The sequence below is a fragment of the Pseudomonas fuscovaginae SE-1 genome (assembly GCF_000364705.1).
Lineage (GTDB): Bacteria > Pseudomonadota > Gammaproteobacteria > Pseudomonadales > Pseudomonadaceae > Aquipseudomonas > Aquipseudomonas fuscovaginae_A.
In genome coordinates this window covers 1-18,391 of the sequence record NZ_AQOH01000316.1, presented here as the reverse complement: position 1 = coordinate 18,391, position 18,391 = coordinate 1, and the positions used below count along the sequence as shown (strand labels likewise).

Genomic DNA, 18,391 nt, shown 5'->3' with positions numbered 1-18,391 from the left:
CTGCTGGCGTGACCTTTAAAAGCCGCTTCTCCCGCGGGAGAGCGGCTTTTTTGTGGGCGTTTTCCGGTATTGCCGATTTATTGGCGTCAACAGTTGAAATTCCTGACTAAAACGCTAAGAAGAAGCCGAGCCCTGCCGTTAAAGAGAGTGCATTCGTGATCTCTGTCACATTCTTTGTGCTTTACTCGCGCAAATAAAGGCACAATGCCATCTATTGAATCTGCCGGTCGGAGCTTTACCCTTGCCGCGTTCTCCTGCTGTACATGCCAGTCACTTTCTCCCCTCCGTCATGTTGTTGCTTGCGGGGCTCGCGGCGGCCTACGTCAAGGATCTCAACGTCTTCTTCACCTCACTGTTCAACGTCCTGCCGACCCTGGTGCTGTTGCTGGGCGGTTCCTATTGCGCGGTCTACCGGCGCCAGCGCGAACTGTTTTTGATGATCACGGTGTACATCGCCTATTTCCTGCTTTCCACCCAGGCCGACTACTACCGCGACTACGGCAAGGTCCGCCAGGACGCCGCCGTGGTTTTCCATCTGGTCTGCCTGCTGTTGCCGCTGTTGTTCGGCGTGTTCGCCGCCTGGCAGGAGCGCACGCACCTGTTCCAGGACATGATCGCGCGATTCGCCGTGCTGCTGGCGGTGGGCAGCGTGGCTCTGGGCCTGGAGCAGAGTTATCCGGAGGCCTTGCTCGGCTGGTTGGCGGAAATCCGCTGGCCAGCCTTGCACGGGGCGTGGATGAGCCTGATCCAGTTGTCCTACCCGGTATTCCTCGCCGCGTTCCTGCTGCTGACGGTGCAGTACTGGCGCAACCCGCGGCCCTTGCATGCGGCCCAGTTGATCGGCCTGCTGGGGCTGTTCTGGATGCTGCCGATGACCTTCATTCTGCCGTTCACCCTGAACATCATGTGCAGCCAGGTGATGCTGATGATCGCCGCGGCGGTGGCCCACGAGGCCTATCAGATGGCGTTCCGTGACGAGCTGACCGGGCTGCCCGGTCGTCGCGCGCTCAACGAGCGCATGCAGCGCCTGGGACGTAACTATGTGCTGGCGATGACCGACGTCGACCACTTCAAGAAATTCAACGACACCCATGGCCACGATGTCGGTGACCAGGTGTTGCGGCTGGTGGCGAGCAAGCTGGCCAAGGTCAGCGGCGGTGGTCGGGCCTATCGCTACGGTGGCGAGGAGTTCGCGGTGGTGTTCGCCGGCAAGAGCCTGGAAGAATGCCTGCCGCACCTGGAGGTGATCCGCGAGGTCATCGCCAACTACAACATCCATTTGCGCAACCCGGAAAGCCGCCCGCAGGATGACCAGCAGGGGCGCCAGCGCCGTTCGGGCAGCGGCGCTAGCAGTGTCTCGGTGACGATCAGTATCGGCGTCGCCGAGCGCCAGCAGGACCAGCGCACCCCGGACGAGGTGCTAAAGTCCGCCGACCAGGCGCTCTACGCTGCCAAGGGGGCCGGGCGCAACTGTGTCATGGCCGCCGGGCAGACCGCCAAGCGCGGCGCGGTGCGCACCAAGGAGGCCGTGGGCTGAGTGATGGTGGAGCATTCAGCGGCTGGACTGTGATTGCCCGGGGGCGGGCGCCGACAGTAGGTTGAATCATCTGCTGCCGGAGACACGACCATGCCTGAATACAAAGCCCCGCTACGCGACATGCGCTTTCTGCTCGACCATGTTTTCGATTTCCACGCCCACTACGAACGCCTGGGTGCCAGCGATGCCAGCCCCGATATGGTCGGGGCGATCCTGGAGGAAGGCGCGAAATTCTGTGAACAGGTGCTGGCACCGCTCAATCGCTCCGGCGATGAAGAGGGCTGTCATTTCGACAATGGCGTGGTGACCACGCCCAAGGGCTTCAAGCAGGCCTTTGCCCAGTATGTCGAGGCGGGCTGGCATGGGCTGGCGGCCGACCCGCAGTATGGCGGGCAGGGCCTGCCGCAGTCGCTGGGCCTGGTGATCAGCGAAATGATCGGTTCCAGCAACACGTCCTGGGGCATGTACCCCGGCCTGACCCACGGCGCCATGTCGGCGATCCATGCCCACGGTACCGAACAGCAGAAACAGACCTATCTGAGCAAGCTGACCGCCGGCGAATGGACCGGCACCATGTGCCTGACCGAAGCCCATTGCGGCACCGACCTGGGATTGATCAAGACCCGCGCCGTGCCCCAGGCCGATGGCAGCTACGCGGTGACCGGGAGCAAAATCTTCATCTCCGCCGGCGAGCACGACATGAGTCGCAACATTGTCCACCTGGTGCTGGCCAAGTTGCCGGACGCACCGGCGGGCACCAAGGGCATCTCGCTGTTCATCGTGCCCAAGTTCCTGCCCGATGCGGCCGGCGAGGCGGGCGAGCGCAATGCCGTGTCCTGTGGCTCCATCGAGCACAAGATGGGCATCAAGGCCTCGGCCACCTGCGTGCTGAACTTCGATGCCGCCAAGGGCTTCCTGATCGGCGAGGCGAACAAGGGCCTCAATTGCATGTTCACCATGATGAACCATGCCCGCCTCGGGACCGGGATGCAGGGCCTGTGCCTGGGTGAGACCAGCTTCCAGGGCGCGGTCCGCTACGCCAGCGATCGCTTGCAGATGCGCTCGCTGACCGGTCCCAAGGCCCCGCACAAGGCCGCCGACCCGATCATCGTGCACCCCGACGTGCGGCGGATGTTGCTGACGATGAAGGCGTTCAACGAGGGCAACCGTGCGCTGACCTATTTCACCGCGCAGTGGCTGGACATCGCTCACCGCGCCGAGCAGGCCGAGCAGCGCCAGGAGGCCGAGGACCTGCTGGCGTTCCTGACGCCGATCTGCAAGGCCTTCATGACCGAGACCGGGCTGGAGGTGACCAACCATGGGATGCAGGTGTTTGGCGGCCACGGTTTCATTCGCGAGTGGGGCATGGAGCAACTGGTACGCGATTGCCGCATCGCGCCGATCTACGAGGGTACCAATGGCATCCAGGCGCTGGACCTGCTGGGGCGCAAGGTGCTCGGTAGCCAGGGCAAGCTGCTGCGCGGCTTTACCCGGATCGTGCACAGATTCTGCGAGGCCAACGCCGGACATCCGCAACTGGGCGGTCATGTGACGCAGCTCGATCGGTTGAACCGGGAGTGGGGCGAACTGACGCTGCTGGTCGGCAAGGCGGCCATGCAGAACGCCGATGAAGTGGGCGCGGCGGCGGTCGATTATCTGATGTACAGCGGTTACATCGTTCTGGCGTACCTGTGGCTGCGCATGGCGCTGGTGGCCCAGGCACAGTTGGACGATGGCAGCGGCGACGCGGACTATTGCCGTGGCAAGCTGGCGACGTGCGAGTTCTACTTCAAGCGACTGCTGCCGCGCACCGCCGCTCATCGGGCGGCGGTGGAGGCGGGGAGCGAGAGTCTGATGCGGTTGCCGGCCGAGGTGTTTGCCCTTTAGGTTATGAGGGGACTTTGGGGCCTCTTCGCGTCGGACCGTCGCGAATGGGCCCGCCAGTCTCGCACCAGACCATCGAATCTCCCAAAGGTACTGCGCATACCGGTAGGAGCGGGCCGGGCGGCGCTCCGCTTGCCCGCGAAGAGGCCGTAACATTCTGCACAACAATCCGCGCATGCATGTGACTAAAAATAACAAATCCGTCACGTGATGACCCTATGTGTCTGAAAAGTTGTTGTTGTACACTCAAGCCTTCGGAAATCGGCCCAGTGCGGGCCCTATCGTTCTAGATCTTGCGAGGTTTGCCATGGCTGACTACAAAGCGCCCCTGCGCGATATGCGCTTCGTCCTCAATGAAGTCTTCGAGGTCGGCAATCTCTGGGCCCAACTGCCTGCGCTGGCCGAGACCGTGGATGCGCAAACCGTCGAGGCGATTCTCGAGGAAGCCGGCAAGGTCACCGCCAAGAGCATCGCGCCCCTGAGCCGTGGTGGCGACGAGGAAGGCTGCCGCTGGGACAACGGCGTGGTCCATACCCCGGCCGGTTTTCCACAGGCCTACCAGACCTACGCCGAGGGCGGCTGGGTCGGTGTCGGCGGTGATCCGCTGTTTGGCGGCATGGGTATGCCCAAGGCCGTCTCGGCGCAGGTCGAGGAGATGATCAACTCCGCCAGCCTCGCCTTCGGCCTGTACCCGATGCTGACCTCCGGCGCCTGCGTGTCGATCAACACCCACGCCAGCGAGGAGCTCAAGGCCACCTACCTGCCGAACATGTATGCCGGGCTCTGGGCCGGTTCCATGTGCCTGACCGAACCCCACGCCGGTACCGATCTGGGGATCATCCGCACCAAGGCCGAACCGCAGGCGGACGGTTCCTACAAGATCAGCGGCACCAAGATCTTCATCACCGGCGGTGAGCACGACCTCACCGAGAACATCATCCATCTGGTACTGGCCAAGCTGCCCGATGCCCCGGCCGGTCCGAAAGGCATCTCGCTGTTCTTGGTGCCCAAGTTCCTGGTCAATGCCGATGGCAGCCTGGGGGCGCGCAACCCGGCGACCTGCGGCTCCATCGAGCACAAGATGGGGATCCAGGCTTCGGCGACCTGCGTGATGAACTTCGACGAGGCCACCGGTTACCTGGTGGGCGAGCCGAACAAGGGCCTGGCGGCAATGTTCACCATGATGAACTACGAGCGCCTGGGCGTCGGCATCCAGGGCCTGGCCTCCGGCGAGCGCTCCTACCAGAACGCCATCGAATACGCCCGCGACCGTCTGCAGAGCCGTTCGCCGACCGGGCCGAAGGCCAAGGACAAGGCGGCCGACCCGATCATCGTCCACCCGGACGTGCGGCGCATGTTGCTGACCATGAAGGCGGCGAACGAAGGCGGCCGGGCATTCTCCACCTACGTGGCGATGCAGCTCGATACCGCCAAGTTCAGCGAGGACGCCGCGACCCGCAAGCGTGCCGATGAGCTGGTGGCCCTGCTGACGCCGGTGGCCAAGGCGTTCCTGACCGACCTTGGTCTGGAAGCCACGGTGCACGGTCAGCAGGTCTTCGGTGGCCACGGCTACGTGCGTGAGTGGGGCCAGGAGCAACTGGTGCGTGACGTGCGCATCACCCAGATCTACGAGGGTACCAACGGCATCCAGGCGCTGGACCTGGTGGGGCGCAAGATCGTCGGCAGCGGCGGCGCCTACTACCGCCTGTTCGCCGAGGAGGTTCGGCACTTCATCGACAGCGCCAGCGCCGATCTGGCCGAGTTCACCAAGCCCCTGGCGGCGGCGCTGGATAACCTCGATGAGCTGACCGACTGGGTACTGGACCGCTCCAAAACCAACCCGAACGAGATCGGTGCGGCATCGGTCGAATACCTGCACACCTTCGGTTATACCGCCTATGCCTACATGTGGGCACTGATGGCCAGGGCGGCCCTGGGCAAGGACGAGGCGTTCTACGCGAGCAAGCTGGGCACCGCGCGGTTCTATTTCGCCCGTTTGCTGCCGCGTATCCACTCGCTGACGGCGTCGGTGAAGGCGGGGAGCGAGTCGCTGTTCCTGCTCGATGCCGAGCAGTTCTGAGGTGGATCTGGCATGTAAGCTTTTGCTTACATAACGCGCTGCTGTTTGCCCATATCGCCATATTGGATCCAGCGGTAATCTACTTATGAAGGACGTCGAGCAGGAAGCTCAAAGCAAAACACGGACACGTAGGATTCCGCCAGGATGGTGGAGCGAAATGGATGTCAGGGAAACAGTCTGCAAAGCCCCGCTTCGGCGGGGTTTTCTTTTGTCCGCGAAAAGTTTTCCTCAGCCCAGGCCTTCGAGCCCCGCAGCGGCGTGCGGATGCCCGACCGGACTGTTCATCACGTCCTCCAGTAGCACCCGCAGCAGTTCCAGCGAAGCCTGCTGGCGTTGCACGTCGCGACATACCAGGCCGACCCGCAGCGACACCCGCGGTTCGGTCAGCGGTTTCCACAGCAGCTCATGGTCATCGTGCGCGTCCCGTGAGCGGCCCGGCAGCACGGTGGCCAGCCGGGTGTGGGGCAGGCTGTCGAGAATCCCCGCCATGTTGTTCAGCTCGGCCTGAACCTGGGGGCGCCGGCCGAGGTTGGCCAGTTGTGCCTGCCAGATCTGGCGGATCTGGAACTCTTCGCCGAGCAGCAGCATCGGCAGTTCCGCGGCCTGGCTGACCGAGACTTTCTTGAATTCGCGCAATGGGTGTTCGGCAGGGATCACCAGTTGCAGCTCGTCTTCGTACAGCGGCAGGCCATGCAAGCCCGGCTGGCGGGGTGGCAGATAACTGATGCCGATATCCAGCGAGCCGTTGAGCAGACGTCGTTCGATTTCCAGGCCGGTCAATTCGTAGATCTGTACCACCAGGTGCGGATGGGCCTTGCGTACCCGTTCGAGCATCTGTGGCACCAGGCTGGTGTGCACGGTTTGCAGCACACCGATGGCGAGGGTGCGCAACGCCTGGCCCTGGAAGTTGCGCAAGGCTTCGCGGGCCCGCTGCATGCCGTCGAGCAGCGGCAGGGCGTGGTTGTACAGGGTGTGGGCGGCCAGGGTCGGCAACAGGCGCTTGCTGCTGCGTTCGAACAGGCTGACGTCGAGGTGGTGTTCCAGGTGGCGTATCTGTTGTGACAGGGCCGGCTGGGAGATCGACAGGCGTTCGGCGGCGCGGCCGACATGGCCTTCTTCGTACACCGCGACGAAATAACGCAGTTGCTTGAAATCCATAAGTAATACTTATCGAAAATGCTCGAAAAACGAAATGGCCGTGAGCGCCTCGGAGCCCTAGTCTAACCCCAAATCAAAGGGCTTACAGGGCCAGAGCGTGCGATGAATACCGTTTGCGTGGAGGGTGTTTACATAGGCCAGGCAAAAAATCTCGGCCAGAGTCCGATCCGCGATACGGATAAGCACCGGGTTGCCAGCCGGCTCTGGTTGTGTCCTCAGGGGGGGCGCGCATGAACCTGTTCAAGCTGCGTCGACCGCAACCGAGCCTCGATGATCTGGCTGCCGGCTTCCTGCCCCGTGCCCGCCATGAGCACACGGCGAGCGAGTGCCTGATGCCGGCTGCCGAGCGCCCCAGCCCGGTGTTCGTCCGCGGTCAGGGCTCCTGGTTGTGGGACAGCGAGGAGCGGGCCTACCTGGACTTCAGTCAGGGCGGCGGGACCAACAGCCTTGGCCACAGTCCGGGCGTGCTGGCCCATGCGCTGGCGGACCAGGCCCACAGCCTGATCAATGCCGGTGCGGGTTTTCATAACCCGATGCAATCGAAACTGGCAGACCGTCTGTGCCGTGCCACCGACAGCGACCAGGTGCATTTCCTCAACAGCGGTTCGGAAGCCTGTGAAGCGGCGATCAAGCTGGCACGCAAGTGGGGCCAACTGCATCGCGGCGGTGCCTATCGGATCATCAGCGCGGGCAATGCTTGCCATGGCCGCAGCTTCGGCGCGATGTCGGCGTCTGGCCAGGACTGTTTCGGCAATCGTTTCGAACCGCAGTTGCCGGGGTTCAGCCAGGTGCCGTTCAATGACCTGGACGCCCTGCATGCCGCCGTGGATGCCAAGACCGTGGCGATCATGCTCGAACCGATCCAGCGCGCGGCGGGTGTCACCCCGGCCACCCGCGATTATCTCCAGGGCGTCGAACGGCTATGCCGGGACCTGGGCATCCTGCTGATCTTCGACGAGGTGCAGACCGGTATCGGGCGCTGTGGCAGCCTGCTGGCCGAGCAGTTGTATGCAGTGCGTGCCGACATCATCGCTCTCGGCAAGGGCCTGGGCGGCGGTACGCCGTTGTCGGCACTCCTGGCGCGGGGCACGGCCTGCTGTTTCGAGGCCGGCGAGATCGGTGGCAGCCACCATGGCAACGCCTTGATGGGTGCCGCTGGTCTGGCGGTGCTCGATACACTGCTCAAGCACGGTTTCCTCGACGAGGTGGCTGAGCACGGAAGCTACCTGCAGCAGGGCCTGGAGCGGCTGGCACGGCGTTATGAGCATGGCCGGTTGCGTGGCGCCGGGCTGCTCTGGGGCCTGACCTTGAGCGAGGCCTCGGCGGATGCGGTGGTCAAGGCCGCATTGCAGGAAGGCCTGTTGCTCGATGCACCGACCGCCGACAGCCTGCGCTTTTCCCCGGCCCTGACGGTCAGCCAGGGCACTATCGACGAGATGCTGCTGCGATTGGCCCGGGCTTTCTCCCGGGTGCGTACCGCCCAGCTGCAATGCCGCAAGGGTATTTCCGTCTGACTGGGTCTATCGCTTTTTCCCGAACCTGATTCCGAACCGTCTCGCGGTATAACGCGTCGCCCTGTGCCTGACTCTTTTGGCACGGGGTGTTTTTTTTCGGGCGTCGTTCCCGCTGGCGGGAGCGCATCGTTCAGAAACACGGCTTGCAGATACTCGCCTGAGCCCCGTGGCGCCGAGGGGCTCAGCCCTTGGCGATCAGGCGCGAGTTGCGCTCGTTGCGAAACACCAGTTGTTCGATGGCAGGTCCCGCCTGGCCGGCTTCTTCGCGGGCCTGCAGGATCACGTCGTGGTGATGGGACTTGGCGCAGACCGGGTCGGCGTTGCTGGCATCGCCGGTGAGCATGAAGGCCTGGCAGCGGCAGCCGCCGAAGTCCTTTTCCTTCTCGTCACAGGAGCGGCACGGTTCGGGCATCCACTCGTAACCGCGAAAACGGTTGAAGCCGAACGAGTCGTACCAGATGTGTGGCAGGCTGTGGTCGCGCACATTGGGGAACTGCACCGGCAACTGCCGGGCGCCATGGCAGGGTAAAGCGGTGCCATCCGGGGTGACGGTGAGGAACAGGCTGCCCCAGCCGTTCATGCAGGCTTTCGGGCGTTCCTCGTAGTAGTCCGGGGTGACGAAGATCAGCTTGCACGGGTTGCCCTCGGCCTGCAGCCGGGCGCGGTACTCGTTGGTGATGCGCTCGGCGCGCTGCAACTGTTCGCGGGTCGGCAGCAGGCCCTGGCGGTTGAGCTGTGCCCAGCCATAGAACTGGCAGGTGGCGAGTTCGACGAAGTCCGCTTCCAGGGCCAGGCACAGCTCGATGATGCGCTCGATCCGGTCGATGTTGTGCCGGTGGGTGACGAAGTTCAGCACCATGGGATAACCGTGGGCCTTCACCGCCCGGGCCATTTCCAGTTTCTGCGCGAAGGCCTTCCTCGAACCGGCCAGCAGGTTGTTCACCTGTTCGTCGCTGGCCTGGAAGCTGATCTGGATATGATCCAGGCCCGCTTCCTTGAAGTCGCCGATTTTCTGCTCGGTCAGGCCGATGCCGGAGGTGATCAGGTTGGTGTAGTAGCCCAGCCGGCGAGCTTCGGCGATCAACTCGACAAGATCCTGGCGCACCAGCGGCTCGCCGCCGGAAAAGCCCAGTTGGGCGGCGCCCATTTCCCGTGCCTCGCGCAGTACCTTGAACCACTGCTCTGTGCTCAACTCCTGGCCCTGTCCGGCGAAGTCCAGCGGGTTGGAGCAGTACGGGCATTGCAGCGGGCAACGGTAGGTCAGCTCGGCGAGCAGCCATAGCGGCAGGCCGACTTCCGGCTTGGGCGGCAGGCCGGACTCAGGCAAGCTCGATCCAGTGCTCTGCACGGGCGACCTCCATGAACTGCTCGATGTCCTCGCCAAGCTCGGCCACGTCGGGAAACTGTTGCTGCAACTCGGTGATGATCGCCGCCACATCGCGCCGGCCGTCGATCAGTCCGCCGATCAGGGCGGCGCTCTCGTTGAGCTTGATCATGCCTTCCGGGTAAAGCAGCACATGGCCCTTCTGCGCCGGTTCGTACTGGAAGCGGTAGCCGGGTCGCCATTGGGGGGTCAGGCCGCGATCGAAGTTCATAGGGTGATTCCTCGGTGCCAGACCCGCTGGTCGGTCACGCTGTGGTAGGGCGGGCGGTTCAGTTCGTAGGCCATGCTCATGGCATCGAGCATGCTCCAGAGAATGTCCAGCTTGAACTGGAGAATCTCCAGCATACGCTGCTGGCTCTCGTACGTGGTGTAGTGCCGCAGGGTGATTTCCAGCCCGTGCTCGACGTCGCGCCGGGCCTGGCCCAGGCGGGTGCGGAAGTATTCGTAGCCGGCGGGATCGATCCACGGGTAGTGCTGCGGCCAGCTGTCCAGGCGCGACTGGTGGATCTGTGGCGCGAACAGCTCGGTCAGCGAGCTGCTGGCCGCCTCTTGCCAACTGGCCCGGCGGGCGAAGTTGACGTAGGCGTCCACGGCGAAACGCACGCCGGGCAGCACCAGTTCCTGGGAGCGCAGTTGCTCGGGGTCCAGGCCGACCGCCTGGCCCAGGCGCAGCCAGGCTTCGATGCCGCCGTCCTCACCGGGAGCGCCATCGTGGTCGAGCAGGCGCTGGATCCACTCGCGGCGGATCTCGCGGTCCGGGCAGTTGGCCAGGATCGCCGCGTCCTTGAGGGGAATGTTGACCTGGTAGTAGAAGCGGTTGGCGACCCAGCCCTGGATCTGTGCGCGGGTGGCGCGACCTTCATACATCGCCACATGGTAGGGGTGATGGATATGGTAGTAGGCGCCCTTGGCGCGCAGCGCCTGCTCGAATTCGGCGCGGGACAGCGGGGTGTCGCTCATTCGGTTGTGCTCCTACAGCTCGATGCTCATGCCATCGTAGGCGACCTCGACATTGCGCCGCAGCAGTTCGGCGCGTTGCGGCGAGTCCTCGTCGAGAATCGGGTTGGTGTTGTTGATGTGGATAAGGACCTTGCGCTGTGTCGGGAGTTGCTCCAGCACTTCGAGCATGCCGCCGGGGCCGCTCTGCGCCAGGTGGCCCATTTCCCGGCCTGTGCGGGTACCGACGCCACGGCGTTGCATTTCATCGTCGTCCCACAGGGTGCCGTCCACCAGCAGGCAGTCACTCCCGGCCATGATCCGCAGCAAGGGGGCATCGACCTTGCCCAGGCCCGGGGCATAGAACAGCTTGCCGCCGGTGCGCAGGTCTTCGACGATCAGGCCGATGTTGTCGCCCGGATGCGGATCGAAGCGGTGCGGCGAGTAGGGTGGGGCGGCACTGCGCAGCGGCAGCGGGGTGAACCGCAGGTTGGGGCAGGCGGCGATGGTGAAGCTGCCCTCGAGCTCGATGCGCTGCCAGTCGAGGCCGCCATTCCAGTGGGTCAGCATCTTGAACAGCGGGAAACCGGTGCTCAGGTCTTCCTTGACCATGTCGGTGCACCAGACCTGGTGCGGGCAACCTTCGCGCAGGCTGAGCAGGCCGGTGGTGTGGTCGATCTGGCTGTCCATCAGGATGATCGCACTGATGCCGGTATCGCGCAGGGCCCGACCCGGTTGCAGGGGGGCGAAGCCCTGGAGCTGGGCGCGGATATCCGGCGAGGCGTTGCAGAGGATCCAGTTCACGCCGTCGTCGGAGAGGGCGATGGAGGATTGGGTACGCGCGCTGGCCCGCAGGCTGCCGGCGCGAAAGCCTGCGCAGTTGGCGCAGTTGCAGTTCCATTGGGGAAAACCGCCGCCGGCGGCGGAACCGAGAATCTGGACGAACATGACGCTGTTACTCACTCAGGGACTGAAAATGAAAACGCCCCGGCGAGCCGAGGCGTTGCACTGCATACGGCTGATCAACGGTTGGCGAAGTACATGGTGACTTCGAAGCCGATGCGCAGGTCGGTGTAGGCGGGTTTGGTCCAGGCCATGAGTGACTCCTTCGGTTGGGTGGATGGGTGTCTCTACATATAGTCCACCTCCGGCGGGAGATGTTCAAATGCTTAGCAAGCTAATGTTACTGAATCTTACCGGGTAAGTAGACCGTTTTCTTGGAGAAAGCTCATTGCAGGGTCTGCAATGATCCCGCGACCTGCCAGCCCGATGCCGGCCCGGCGCCGTTCGCCAGACACAGCCAGCCACCTACGGCCTGATCGAGCTGCCTGGCGGCCATTTGCAGGTGTTCTCGTTCCAGGCCGCGAATGGTCGAGGTGAGCTGTTCGAGGTAATCCGACGAATGGTTGGCCAGATGCGCCTGCCAGAGCAGTTCGGCGGCTCGGACCAGGGGCAGGCTCGCCAGTTCGAACTGTGCGGCCAGGGCGTCACGCTGGGCGTGCCAGGCGCTGTCGTCGAGGCTGGCGATCCGCTCGGGCAGGTTCGCCAGGAAGCGCTCGAAGTGCGCGAGCAACTCCGCCAGCGATGCACTCGGAGACTGTACGCCGAGCAGCAGGCCAGTGCCGCCATGGAGCTGGCGAACGCCGCTGAACACCGCGTAGCCCAATTGCAGTTCGACCCGCAGACGCTGGTAGAACGGCGCCTGGATGATCTGGCCGAGCGCTCGCCAGCAGGCCTCATCGACGAGGCTGTCACTGGCGGCCGGGCAGAACAGCAGCAGGGCCTGTTCGCCGGTGTCGCAGGGGACGGTTTGCCAGTGCTTTTCGCCTGGCGTGACGGGCCGCCGCGGCTGTTGCCGTGCCGGCTGGCCGGGAGTGCGGCTCAGGGCATTGTTGAGGGCCGTTTGTGCCGCGGCTGGAAACCCCAGGGCCAGCCCCTGCCACTGAGCGTCGGCCCAAAGCTTGCCCAACCGTTCGGCATCCCAGATGGGCGTGGCGGCATCGGTGGGAGGGATCTGCTCGGACAATTGCTTGAGCAGGGCGCGGATGGGAATCAGCGGCTTGGATTGCTCCATGGGAGCGTGCCAGATCGCGTCGAGGGGTTTCGTCAGGCAGCACAGGACCTGTTCGAGAATGGCCGGGATCGGCTCGCGCCAACCGCTGAGCTGGAGTTGCCAGGCATCCGTCTGAACCGTGAAGGACAACTCCACGCCAGCCTGTCGCGCCTGGGCTCGCAGGTTGTGCAGGCCCTGGTTCAGCCGCGCGTGCAGGAGGGCGGTGCCACGCGAGTCGTGCAGTTGCCAGCGCAGATGGATCGACGCTTCACCACTGTCATCCGCCGGCAGCTCGACATGGGTGATGGCGGACGCGTCGCGGCGCTTGTGCAGACGGTCCTGGGCGAAGGTGCGCAGACCGCGGTGGGCACTGGTCTGCCCGCGGATCAATCCCGGATGTTCGGCCGGCGCGGTGGAGCGCAGGAACGGGTTGGCCGGGGGCAGTCGCCAGGGCACCGTCAAGTTATCCACAGTGCGGGCCTCGTTCTGGCTCAGCAGGGCCTTGAGCGCGGACAGGGCGGCTGCCGAGAGTTCCGGCGAGATGCCGCCGGCGTCCCGTCGCGCCAGCTCCAGAGCCGTGCTGCTGCGGACCTTGCGGTTTTGCAGCAGGCGGTATTCCCGGCGCAGTGCTGGCCAGTCGGCGTGGCCGGCGAAGAAGGCCAGCCAATCACCCAGCAGTGCCTGGATCGCGGCACCCTGGCTGGCACCCTCGGGCGTCAGTTCGAGTTCGAGTCTTGCAAGGGCTTGTCCGGAGAATTGATAGAGGGCCGTGGCGTTCAGCGAATTTATCCACAGGCGCTCGCGCAGCGCGGCCGAGAAACCGCCGGGCTGGCTGTCGTTGAGCCAGGTGCAGAGGAAATCCACAGCCTGACCGGCGTCTTCTGGCAGGTCGTCCCAGCCCAGGAGCAGGTCGAGCTGCTGCGCGTCGGCCTGTTGATAACTTCGCCTGCCCCTCTCGAACAGCGCCGGTGGCGCTTGCTGTTCGACTGTCTGGCCCGGACGCAGATCGCTGGTCAGGGCTTGCGCCAGGGATTTCAGTTCTTCCAGCGACTGCGGGCCGACCAGGCTCAGGGTCATTTGCCCGGTCTGGTAGAAATCCTGATAGAAGCCCTTCAGCGCCTGCTGGAAGGCCGGGTCTTCGACCAGCAGGCTGGCGCGATTGCCAGCATGCACGCCGCGCAGCGGGTGGTGCCTGGATAACCCGGCGAGGAGTTGGAACTGCCGCTGCGCCACGGCGTCGCGCGACCAGGCGATGAACTCCGCCTCCAGCACTTCGCGTTCGCGTAACTGTTCGTCCGGTGCCAGGCGTGCACGGGCGAGCATGTCGCAGAGGCGCTCAAGCCCGCCGGCAAAGGCCGGGGGCAGCAGTTCGAAAAAGAATTCGGTGTGACGTTCGCAGGTGCTGGCATTCACCTGGCCACCGTGGCGTTGGACATAGGCCATCAACCCGTCGGCCGCAGCAAAGCGTTCGGTGCCGAGAAACAGCAGGTGTTCGAGGAAGTGCGCCAGTCCCGGCCAGGCTGCAGGCGCATCGTGACTGCCCGCTGCCACCCGCAAGGCAGCCGCGCAACGTTTCAGTTGTGGGGCATGGCGCAGCGCGACCCGCAGGCCGTTGGCCAGGGTCAGGTATTGGGGGGCATGGGCGTTGGGCGCGGGCATGGGCACTTCCGTTTCAGATAAGCGCCCATGCTAGCGGATAACGCCGGGTCAGTCCCGGCTGAGGTCACCGTAGAGCGCGGGACGCCGGTCCAGCAGATAGCGGTTGCTGGCCCTGGACTGCTGCATCGCTGCTCGGTCGAGGGTGCCGACGATCAGTGCCTCGTCCAGGCCGGCATGGGCGATACGGCTGCCGTCCGGCGCGGCGATGCTGCTCTGGCCGCAGTAGTGGATGTCACCCTCGTGGCCGCAGTAGTTGGCATAGGCCACGTAGCACTGGTTCTCGAAGGCGCGGGCGCGGATGGTCACGTCGGCGACGAAGTCGAACGGCACCATGTTGGCGGTGGGCACCAGGATCAGCTCGGCCCCGGCCAGGGCCAGGCGCCGGGTGTTTTCCGGGAACTCGACGTCGTAGCAGATCAGCAGGCCGAGTTTCCAGCCGTTGAGTTCGACCACCGGGAATTCGTCCGGCCCGACGCTGAACATCGAGTGATCGAGATCGCCGAACAGATGGGTCTTGCGGTAATTGCACAGGCTGTTGCCCCGGGCATCGATCAACTGCACGGCGTTGTAGATATTACCGTCCTCGGCGCGCTCGGGATAACCGTAGGCGATGGCGATATCCGCCGCCCTGGCCAATGCGGCGATGTGCTGCGCCGCCGCGCCGTCGCGAGGCTGCGCCAGCGCCGCGACCGCCTCGGGGCCGATGTTGTAGCCGGTCAGGAACATCTCCGGCAGCACCAGCACATCGGCGCCATGGGCCTCGGCGAGCAGTGCCTGCAACCGCTGCAGATTGCCCGCCACGTCCAGGGGCAGGGGCGGGCATTGGTAAAGCGCTACGCGCATGGGTTCGACCCCCTTCAGTCGGCCAGGGCGATCGGGCCGATCTCGGCGAACACATCGCCTGGACCTGGGTTCTCGGCATGGGTACGGCCGCCGAAGTGGTTCATGATGCCCCACACCGCGTTGAGCGAGGTCTGTACCGCGCCCTCGACCCAGGCCGGCGTCCAGGACACGTCGTCACCGGCGATGAAGATCCCGCGCTGCTCGGCCGGCATGTCGGCCTGCATGAAGTGCGCGTACATCCGCTGGTTGTAGCGGTAATGGCCGGGCAGCGCGCCCTTGAAGGCGCCGAGGAAATGCGGGTCGGCCTCCCAGGACACGGTGATCGGGTCGCCGATGATGCGTGCGGCGATGTCCACCTTCGGGTAGATCTTCTTCAGGGCGTCCAGGGCCAGCTTGACCCGCTTGTCGATGGGCTGCGGCAACATCTTCAGCGCGTCGCTCATCCACGAGTAGGACAGGCAGATCACCCCCGGCTTGTCGTCGCCATTGTCGAACAGGTAGGTGCCACGGGTGAGGCGATCGGTCAGGGTCATGCTCATCAGGTCGCGACCGGTTTGCGGGTCCTTGTCCTTCCAGAACGGCCGGTCGACCATGACGAAGGTCTTCGACGACTGCATGTAGCGCGTGCGGTCCAGGGCCATCCACATCTTCTGCGAGAACAGCGATTCCTCGCATTCGATCTGGGTGGTCAGCAGCCAGCTCTGGCAGGTGGTGAGCACGGCGGCGTAGTGGCGGGTGTCGCCCCAGTTGTCGGTGACGGCGAAACGGCCGTCGGCGGCGCGGGCAATGCGCTTCACCCCGGTCCGCGGCGCGCCGTGGTGCAGCGAGCTGAGGCTGGTGCCGGCCGGCCAGTGGGCGCAGCGCTCCGGCACGTGGCGCCAGATGCCCAGCGGCACCTGCTCGACACCGCCGACCACCAGGTGTTGGTGGTCGTCGCAGTTGGTCATGACCACGCGGAAGATTTCCAGCATCGAGTTGGGGAAGTCCGAGTCCCAGCCGCCGGTGCCGAAGCCGACCTGGCCGAACACCTCTCGGTGGTGGAAGGACAGCTTGGCGAAGGCCTTCGAGGTGGCGACGAAGTCGTAGAAGGTGCGGTCGTCCCACAGCGGTACCAGAGTGTTCCACAGTTCTTTCAGGCGTGGCACATCGCGGTCGCGGATGGCCTGCTGGATATCACCGAAGCGCGCACCGTCCTCCAGGGCATCGGCCCAGGCGTCGGCGACTTCCTGGAACAGCGCCGGCAGGTCGGCGAGTTTTTCCGCGTAGTGGGTCTGCCCTTCGAGATCGATCACCGTGCTGCCGGAGGCCGGGGTCAGCGGGTTGGGGAAGGGTTTGGTTTCCAGGCCGAGCTTGTCGACATAGTGATAGAAGGCGGTGGACGACACCGGAAAGCGCATCCCGCCGAGTTCGGCGATGATGCCCTTGGCGCCTTCGAACTCCTGGGAGCGCAGGCGACCGCCCATCTTCGAGGCTTCGTACACCACGGGCTTGAGGCCCAGTTTCATCAGCTCGTAGGCGGCCACCAGGCCAGCGATACCGGCACCGACGATGGCGACTTCGGCGCCATGATTTTCTGCGGGAATCGTCCCCAGTCCTGCTGGATGCTCGATCCAGTCATCGAAGGCAAAAGGAAAGTCCGGGCCGAAAATGGTGACCGGTTTTTTACCATCGACGGGGTGGCGATTCTTCTTGTTCATGGCGGACCTTGCTGGCGACTCCTGCCGGAAGTGGTATCCGGTGGAAGTGTAGTTAGGAAAAGACTGGCGCCATTGTAGGTAGCGGGGAGAACGTAAATAAGACGCAGAATGTCGTCTATTTGAAGTCACTTAATGCTTTATGACGAACCTTTAAGTCATTTTTTAGTGATGGTGTGGACCCTTCGCGGATGAATCCGGCTCCTACAGTGGTCCGTGGGGGCCGCATTCATCCACGAAAGGTCCCTGGATGTCGGGGCCTGGGCTAAACCGGCTGTCCCCGGTCCACCTTGCTGCTGAGAATGATCGAGGTCGTGGTTTTCTCCACTCCTTCGACACTGCCGATCTGGTCGAGCAACTGATCCAACTGCTCCGGCGAATCACTGCGCAGCCAGGCCACGTAGTCGAACTCGCCACTCACTGCACAGAGCTGCTGGATCTGTGCCATGGCACTGAGCCTGCGCACCACATCCTTGCCCGAGCGCGGCTGTACCGTGATCCCGACATAGGCCTGCAATCCGCCATCGACCACTCGCTGACCAAGGCGCACGCCATAGCCCGTGATCACCTTGGCCTTTTCCAGGCGCGCCAGCCTCGACGTCACGGTCGTGCGGGCAATGCCCAACTGCCGGGCGAGCATGGCTACGCTTTCCCGGGCGTTGATCTGCAAGGCGGCGATCAATTGGCGATCGATTTCGTCGAGGGGGATGCGGCTGTCAGGCAAGGTAGTGCTCCGATTGGGCGTGAGCCGAATAAATCGCCTATTCGGCTCACGGAATGAGCCGATTGTGCGAGCTCTGTCTTGAGGGGATGGCACCTGTGTGTCCCCGTCGATGCATTGTCGAGCAGTGGACATTCTGTGGACAGTCAGCTGTCTTTTCCAGCTTTGCTGTGCGGGGAAACGCTTGCGCCAGAAACGCAAAAGCCGCGCAACGCGCGGCTTTCAAGGATGGTGGGCCCACACGGACTCGAACCATGGACCAAAGGATTATGAGTTGCTGGGCAAGGCTGTATGCCTAGCGAAATCACTCAAAGCTAGGTGCAGGTTAGCACAGCTGGAAGCCACGTAATACGTGGTGTTGAGCGTAATTTAGAGAAGCTTGTTCAAACGGATGACTGTACCCCTGATGTACCTGTTGGTCAGGGACTGCGAGCATGAGCCTTCGGAGGCTAACTTCTTCGTAGCTCCTGAGGTGGCTTGGAGGTTCGGCGTTTTTCAGTAGGGGGGCTTGGAATCCTAGGCTGCGAGCTAGCAGTTTCATTAAGCAGGTAGGCAATAATCTAGCCAATATCACAAATGCGAGTTTATCCACAGGGTGGTATTAATATCCGCCCTTTCCGATCAAGCGGCCGCCTATTAGCAGCCGCCTAAAATAGCTTGAGTTAGTTGGCCAGGGCCATAGTTATTTTTTCGACTCCTCTGTAATCCTCTGATCGGCCAAGTTCTATGGCTTCCTCTGCAATAGCATTAAAGCGTGAGTCATCATAGAGCGCCGATCCTGCTAGTTTTGCCATTGCATAAGCGTAGGCGAAAGAAAAAAAGCCGTATTTATGTGATGTTTTTTTGGAGCGCAGATTTTCAATTGATATATTTGCTACAGCAGTAATCGCTTGATCAAACTCGGCAAGGCGATTCGAAGAAATTGCCA

The 18,391-nt window shown here is 63.5% G+C and carries 15 protein-coding genes; 4 read left to right on the top strand and 11 right to left on the bottom strand.

The features are described from left to right. The first annotated feature begins 241 nt into the window (after nt 1-241). The 3 genes from K675_RS0125495 (at nt 242) to K675_RS0125485 (ending at nt 5,501) form a co-directional block, all read left to right on the top strand. Nucleotides 242-1,537: a GGDEF domain-containing protein gene (locus K675_RS0125495; protein WP_026145530.1), complete on the top strand. Its 1,296-nt coding sequence runs from the start codon at nt 242-244 to the stop codon at nt 1,535-1,537. Between the two features lie 90 nt (nt 1,538-1,627). Then, a complete protein-coding gene (locus tag K675_RS0125490; protein ID WP_017906295.1) occupies nt 1,628-3,424 on the top strand; it encodes an acyl-CoA dehydrogenase C-terminal domain-containing protein in 1,797 nt (598 codons plus the stop codon). 304 nt (nt 3,425-3,728) lie between these two features. Next, entirely contained in the window at nt 3,729-5,501 is a 1,773-nt protein-coding gene (locus K675_RS0125485) for an acyl-CoA dehydrogenase C-terminal domain-containing protein (protein WP_017906294.1), read from the top strand. Nucleotides 5,502-5,729: 228 nt separating this feature from the next. On the opposite strand, the gene K675_RS0125480 is transcribed toward K675_RS0125485, so the two are convergent. Continuing rightward, nucleotides 5,730-6,659 (bottom strand): LysR family transcriptional regulator, encoded by a 930-nt coding sequence (locus K675_RS0125480; RefSeq protein WP_017906293.1) that lies wholly within the window; start codon nt 6,657-6,659, stop codon nt 5,730-5,732. Nucleotides 6,660-6,889: 230 nt separating this feature from the next. Between K675_RS0125480 and K675_RS0125475 the strand changes: the two genes are divergently transcribed. Beyond that, nucleotides 6,890-8,173: an aspartate aminotransferase family protein gene (locus tag K675_RS0125475; protein ID WP_017906292.1), complete on the top strand. Its 1,284-nt coding sequence runs from the start codon at nt 6,890-6,892 to the stop codon at nt 8,171-8,173. Nucleotides 8,174-8,354: 181 nt separating this feature from the next. Here K675_RS0125475 and pqqE read toward each other — a convergent pair whose 3' ends face one another. The 10 genes from pqqE to K675_RS33210 form a co-directional block, all read right to left on the bottom strand. Continuing rightward, nucleotides 8,355-9,521: a pyrroloquinoline quinone biosynthesis protein PqqE gene (gene pqqE / locus K675_RS0125470; protein WP_080635401.1), complete on the bottom strand. Its 1,167-nt coding sequence runs from the start codon at nt 9,519-9,521 to the stop codon at nt 8,355-8,357. Beyond that, on the bottom strand, nt 9,493-9,768 hold the full coding sequence (gene pqqD, locus K675_RS0125465) for a pyrroloquinoline quinone biosynthesis peptide chaperone PqqD (protein WP_017906290.1): 276 nt from the start codon (nt 9,766-9,768) through the stop codon (nt 9,493-9,495). The genes pqqE and pqqD overlap by 29 nt, the downstream gene beginning before the upstream one ends. Next, complete coding sequence (pqqC, locus tag K675_RS0125460; protein ID WP_017906289.1) at nt 9,765-10,517, bottom strand: pyrroloquinoline-quinone synthase PqqC; 753 nt, start codon at nt 10,515-10,517, stop codon at nt 9,765-9,767. The genes pqqD and pqqC overlap by 4 nt, the downstream gene beginning before the upstream one ends. Nucleotides 10,518-10,529: 12 nt before the next feature. Then, nucleotides 10,530-11,441, bottom strand: coding sequence for a pyrroloquinoline quinone biosynthesis protein PqqB (gene pqqB / locus K675_RS0125455; RefSeq protein ID WP_017906288.1), 912 nt, complete (start codon nt 11,439-11,441; stop codon nt 10,530-10,532). A 74-nt stretch (nt 11,442-11,515) separates the two neighbouring features. Next, on the bottom strand, nt 11,516-11,590 hold the full coding sequence (pqqA, locus tag K675_RS32565; RefSeq protein WP_054057055.1) for a pyrroloquinoline quinone precursor peptide PqqA: 75 nt from the start codon (nt 11,588-11,590) through the stop codon (nt 11,516-11,518). A gap of 131 nt (nt 11,591-11,721) precedes the next feature. Next, on the bottom strand, nt 11,722-14,205 hold the full coding sequence (gene pqqF / locus K675_RS0125450) for a pyrroloquinoline quinone biosynthesis protein PqqF (protein ID WP_017906287.1): 2,484 nt from the start codon (nt 14,203-14,205) through the stop codon (nt 11,722-11,724). A gap of 48 nt (nt 14,206-14,253) precedes the next feature. After that, nucleotides 14,254-15,048, bottom strand: a complete 795-nt coding sequence (locus tag K675_RS0125445) for a carbon-nitrogen hydrolase family protein (RefSeq protein WP_017906286.1) — start codon at nt 15,046-15,048, stop codon at nt 14,254-14,256. A 14-nt stretch (nt 15,049-15,062) separates the two neighbouring features. Then, a complete protein-coding gene (locus K675_RS0125440; RefSeq protein WP_017906285.1) occupies nt 15,063-16,745 on the bottom strand; it encodes a flavin monoamine oxidase family protein in 1,683 nt (560 codons plus the stop codon). 262 nt (nt 16,746-17,007) lie between these two features. Continuing rightward, on the bottom strand, nt 17,008-17,466 hold the full coding sequence (locus tag K675_RS0125435; protein ID WP_017906284.1) for an Lrp/AsnC family transcriptional regulator: 459 nt from the start codon (nt 17,464-17,466) through the stop codon (nt 17,008-17,010). Between the two features lie 659 nt (nt 17,467-18,125). Continuing rightward, nucleotides 18,126-18,391 (bottom strand): hypothetical protein (locus K675_RS33210; RefSeq protein ID WP_157383994.1); only part of this gene is annotated, 266 nt, incomplete at its 5' end.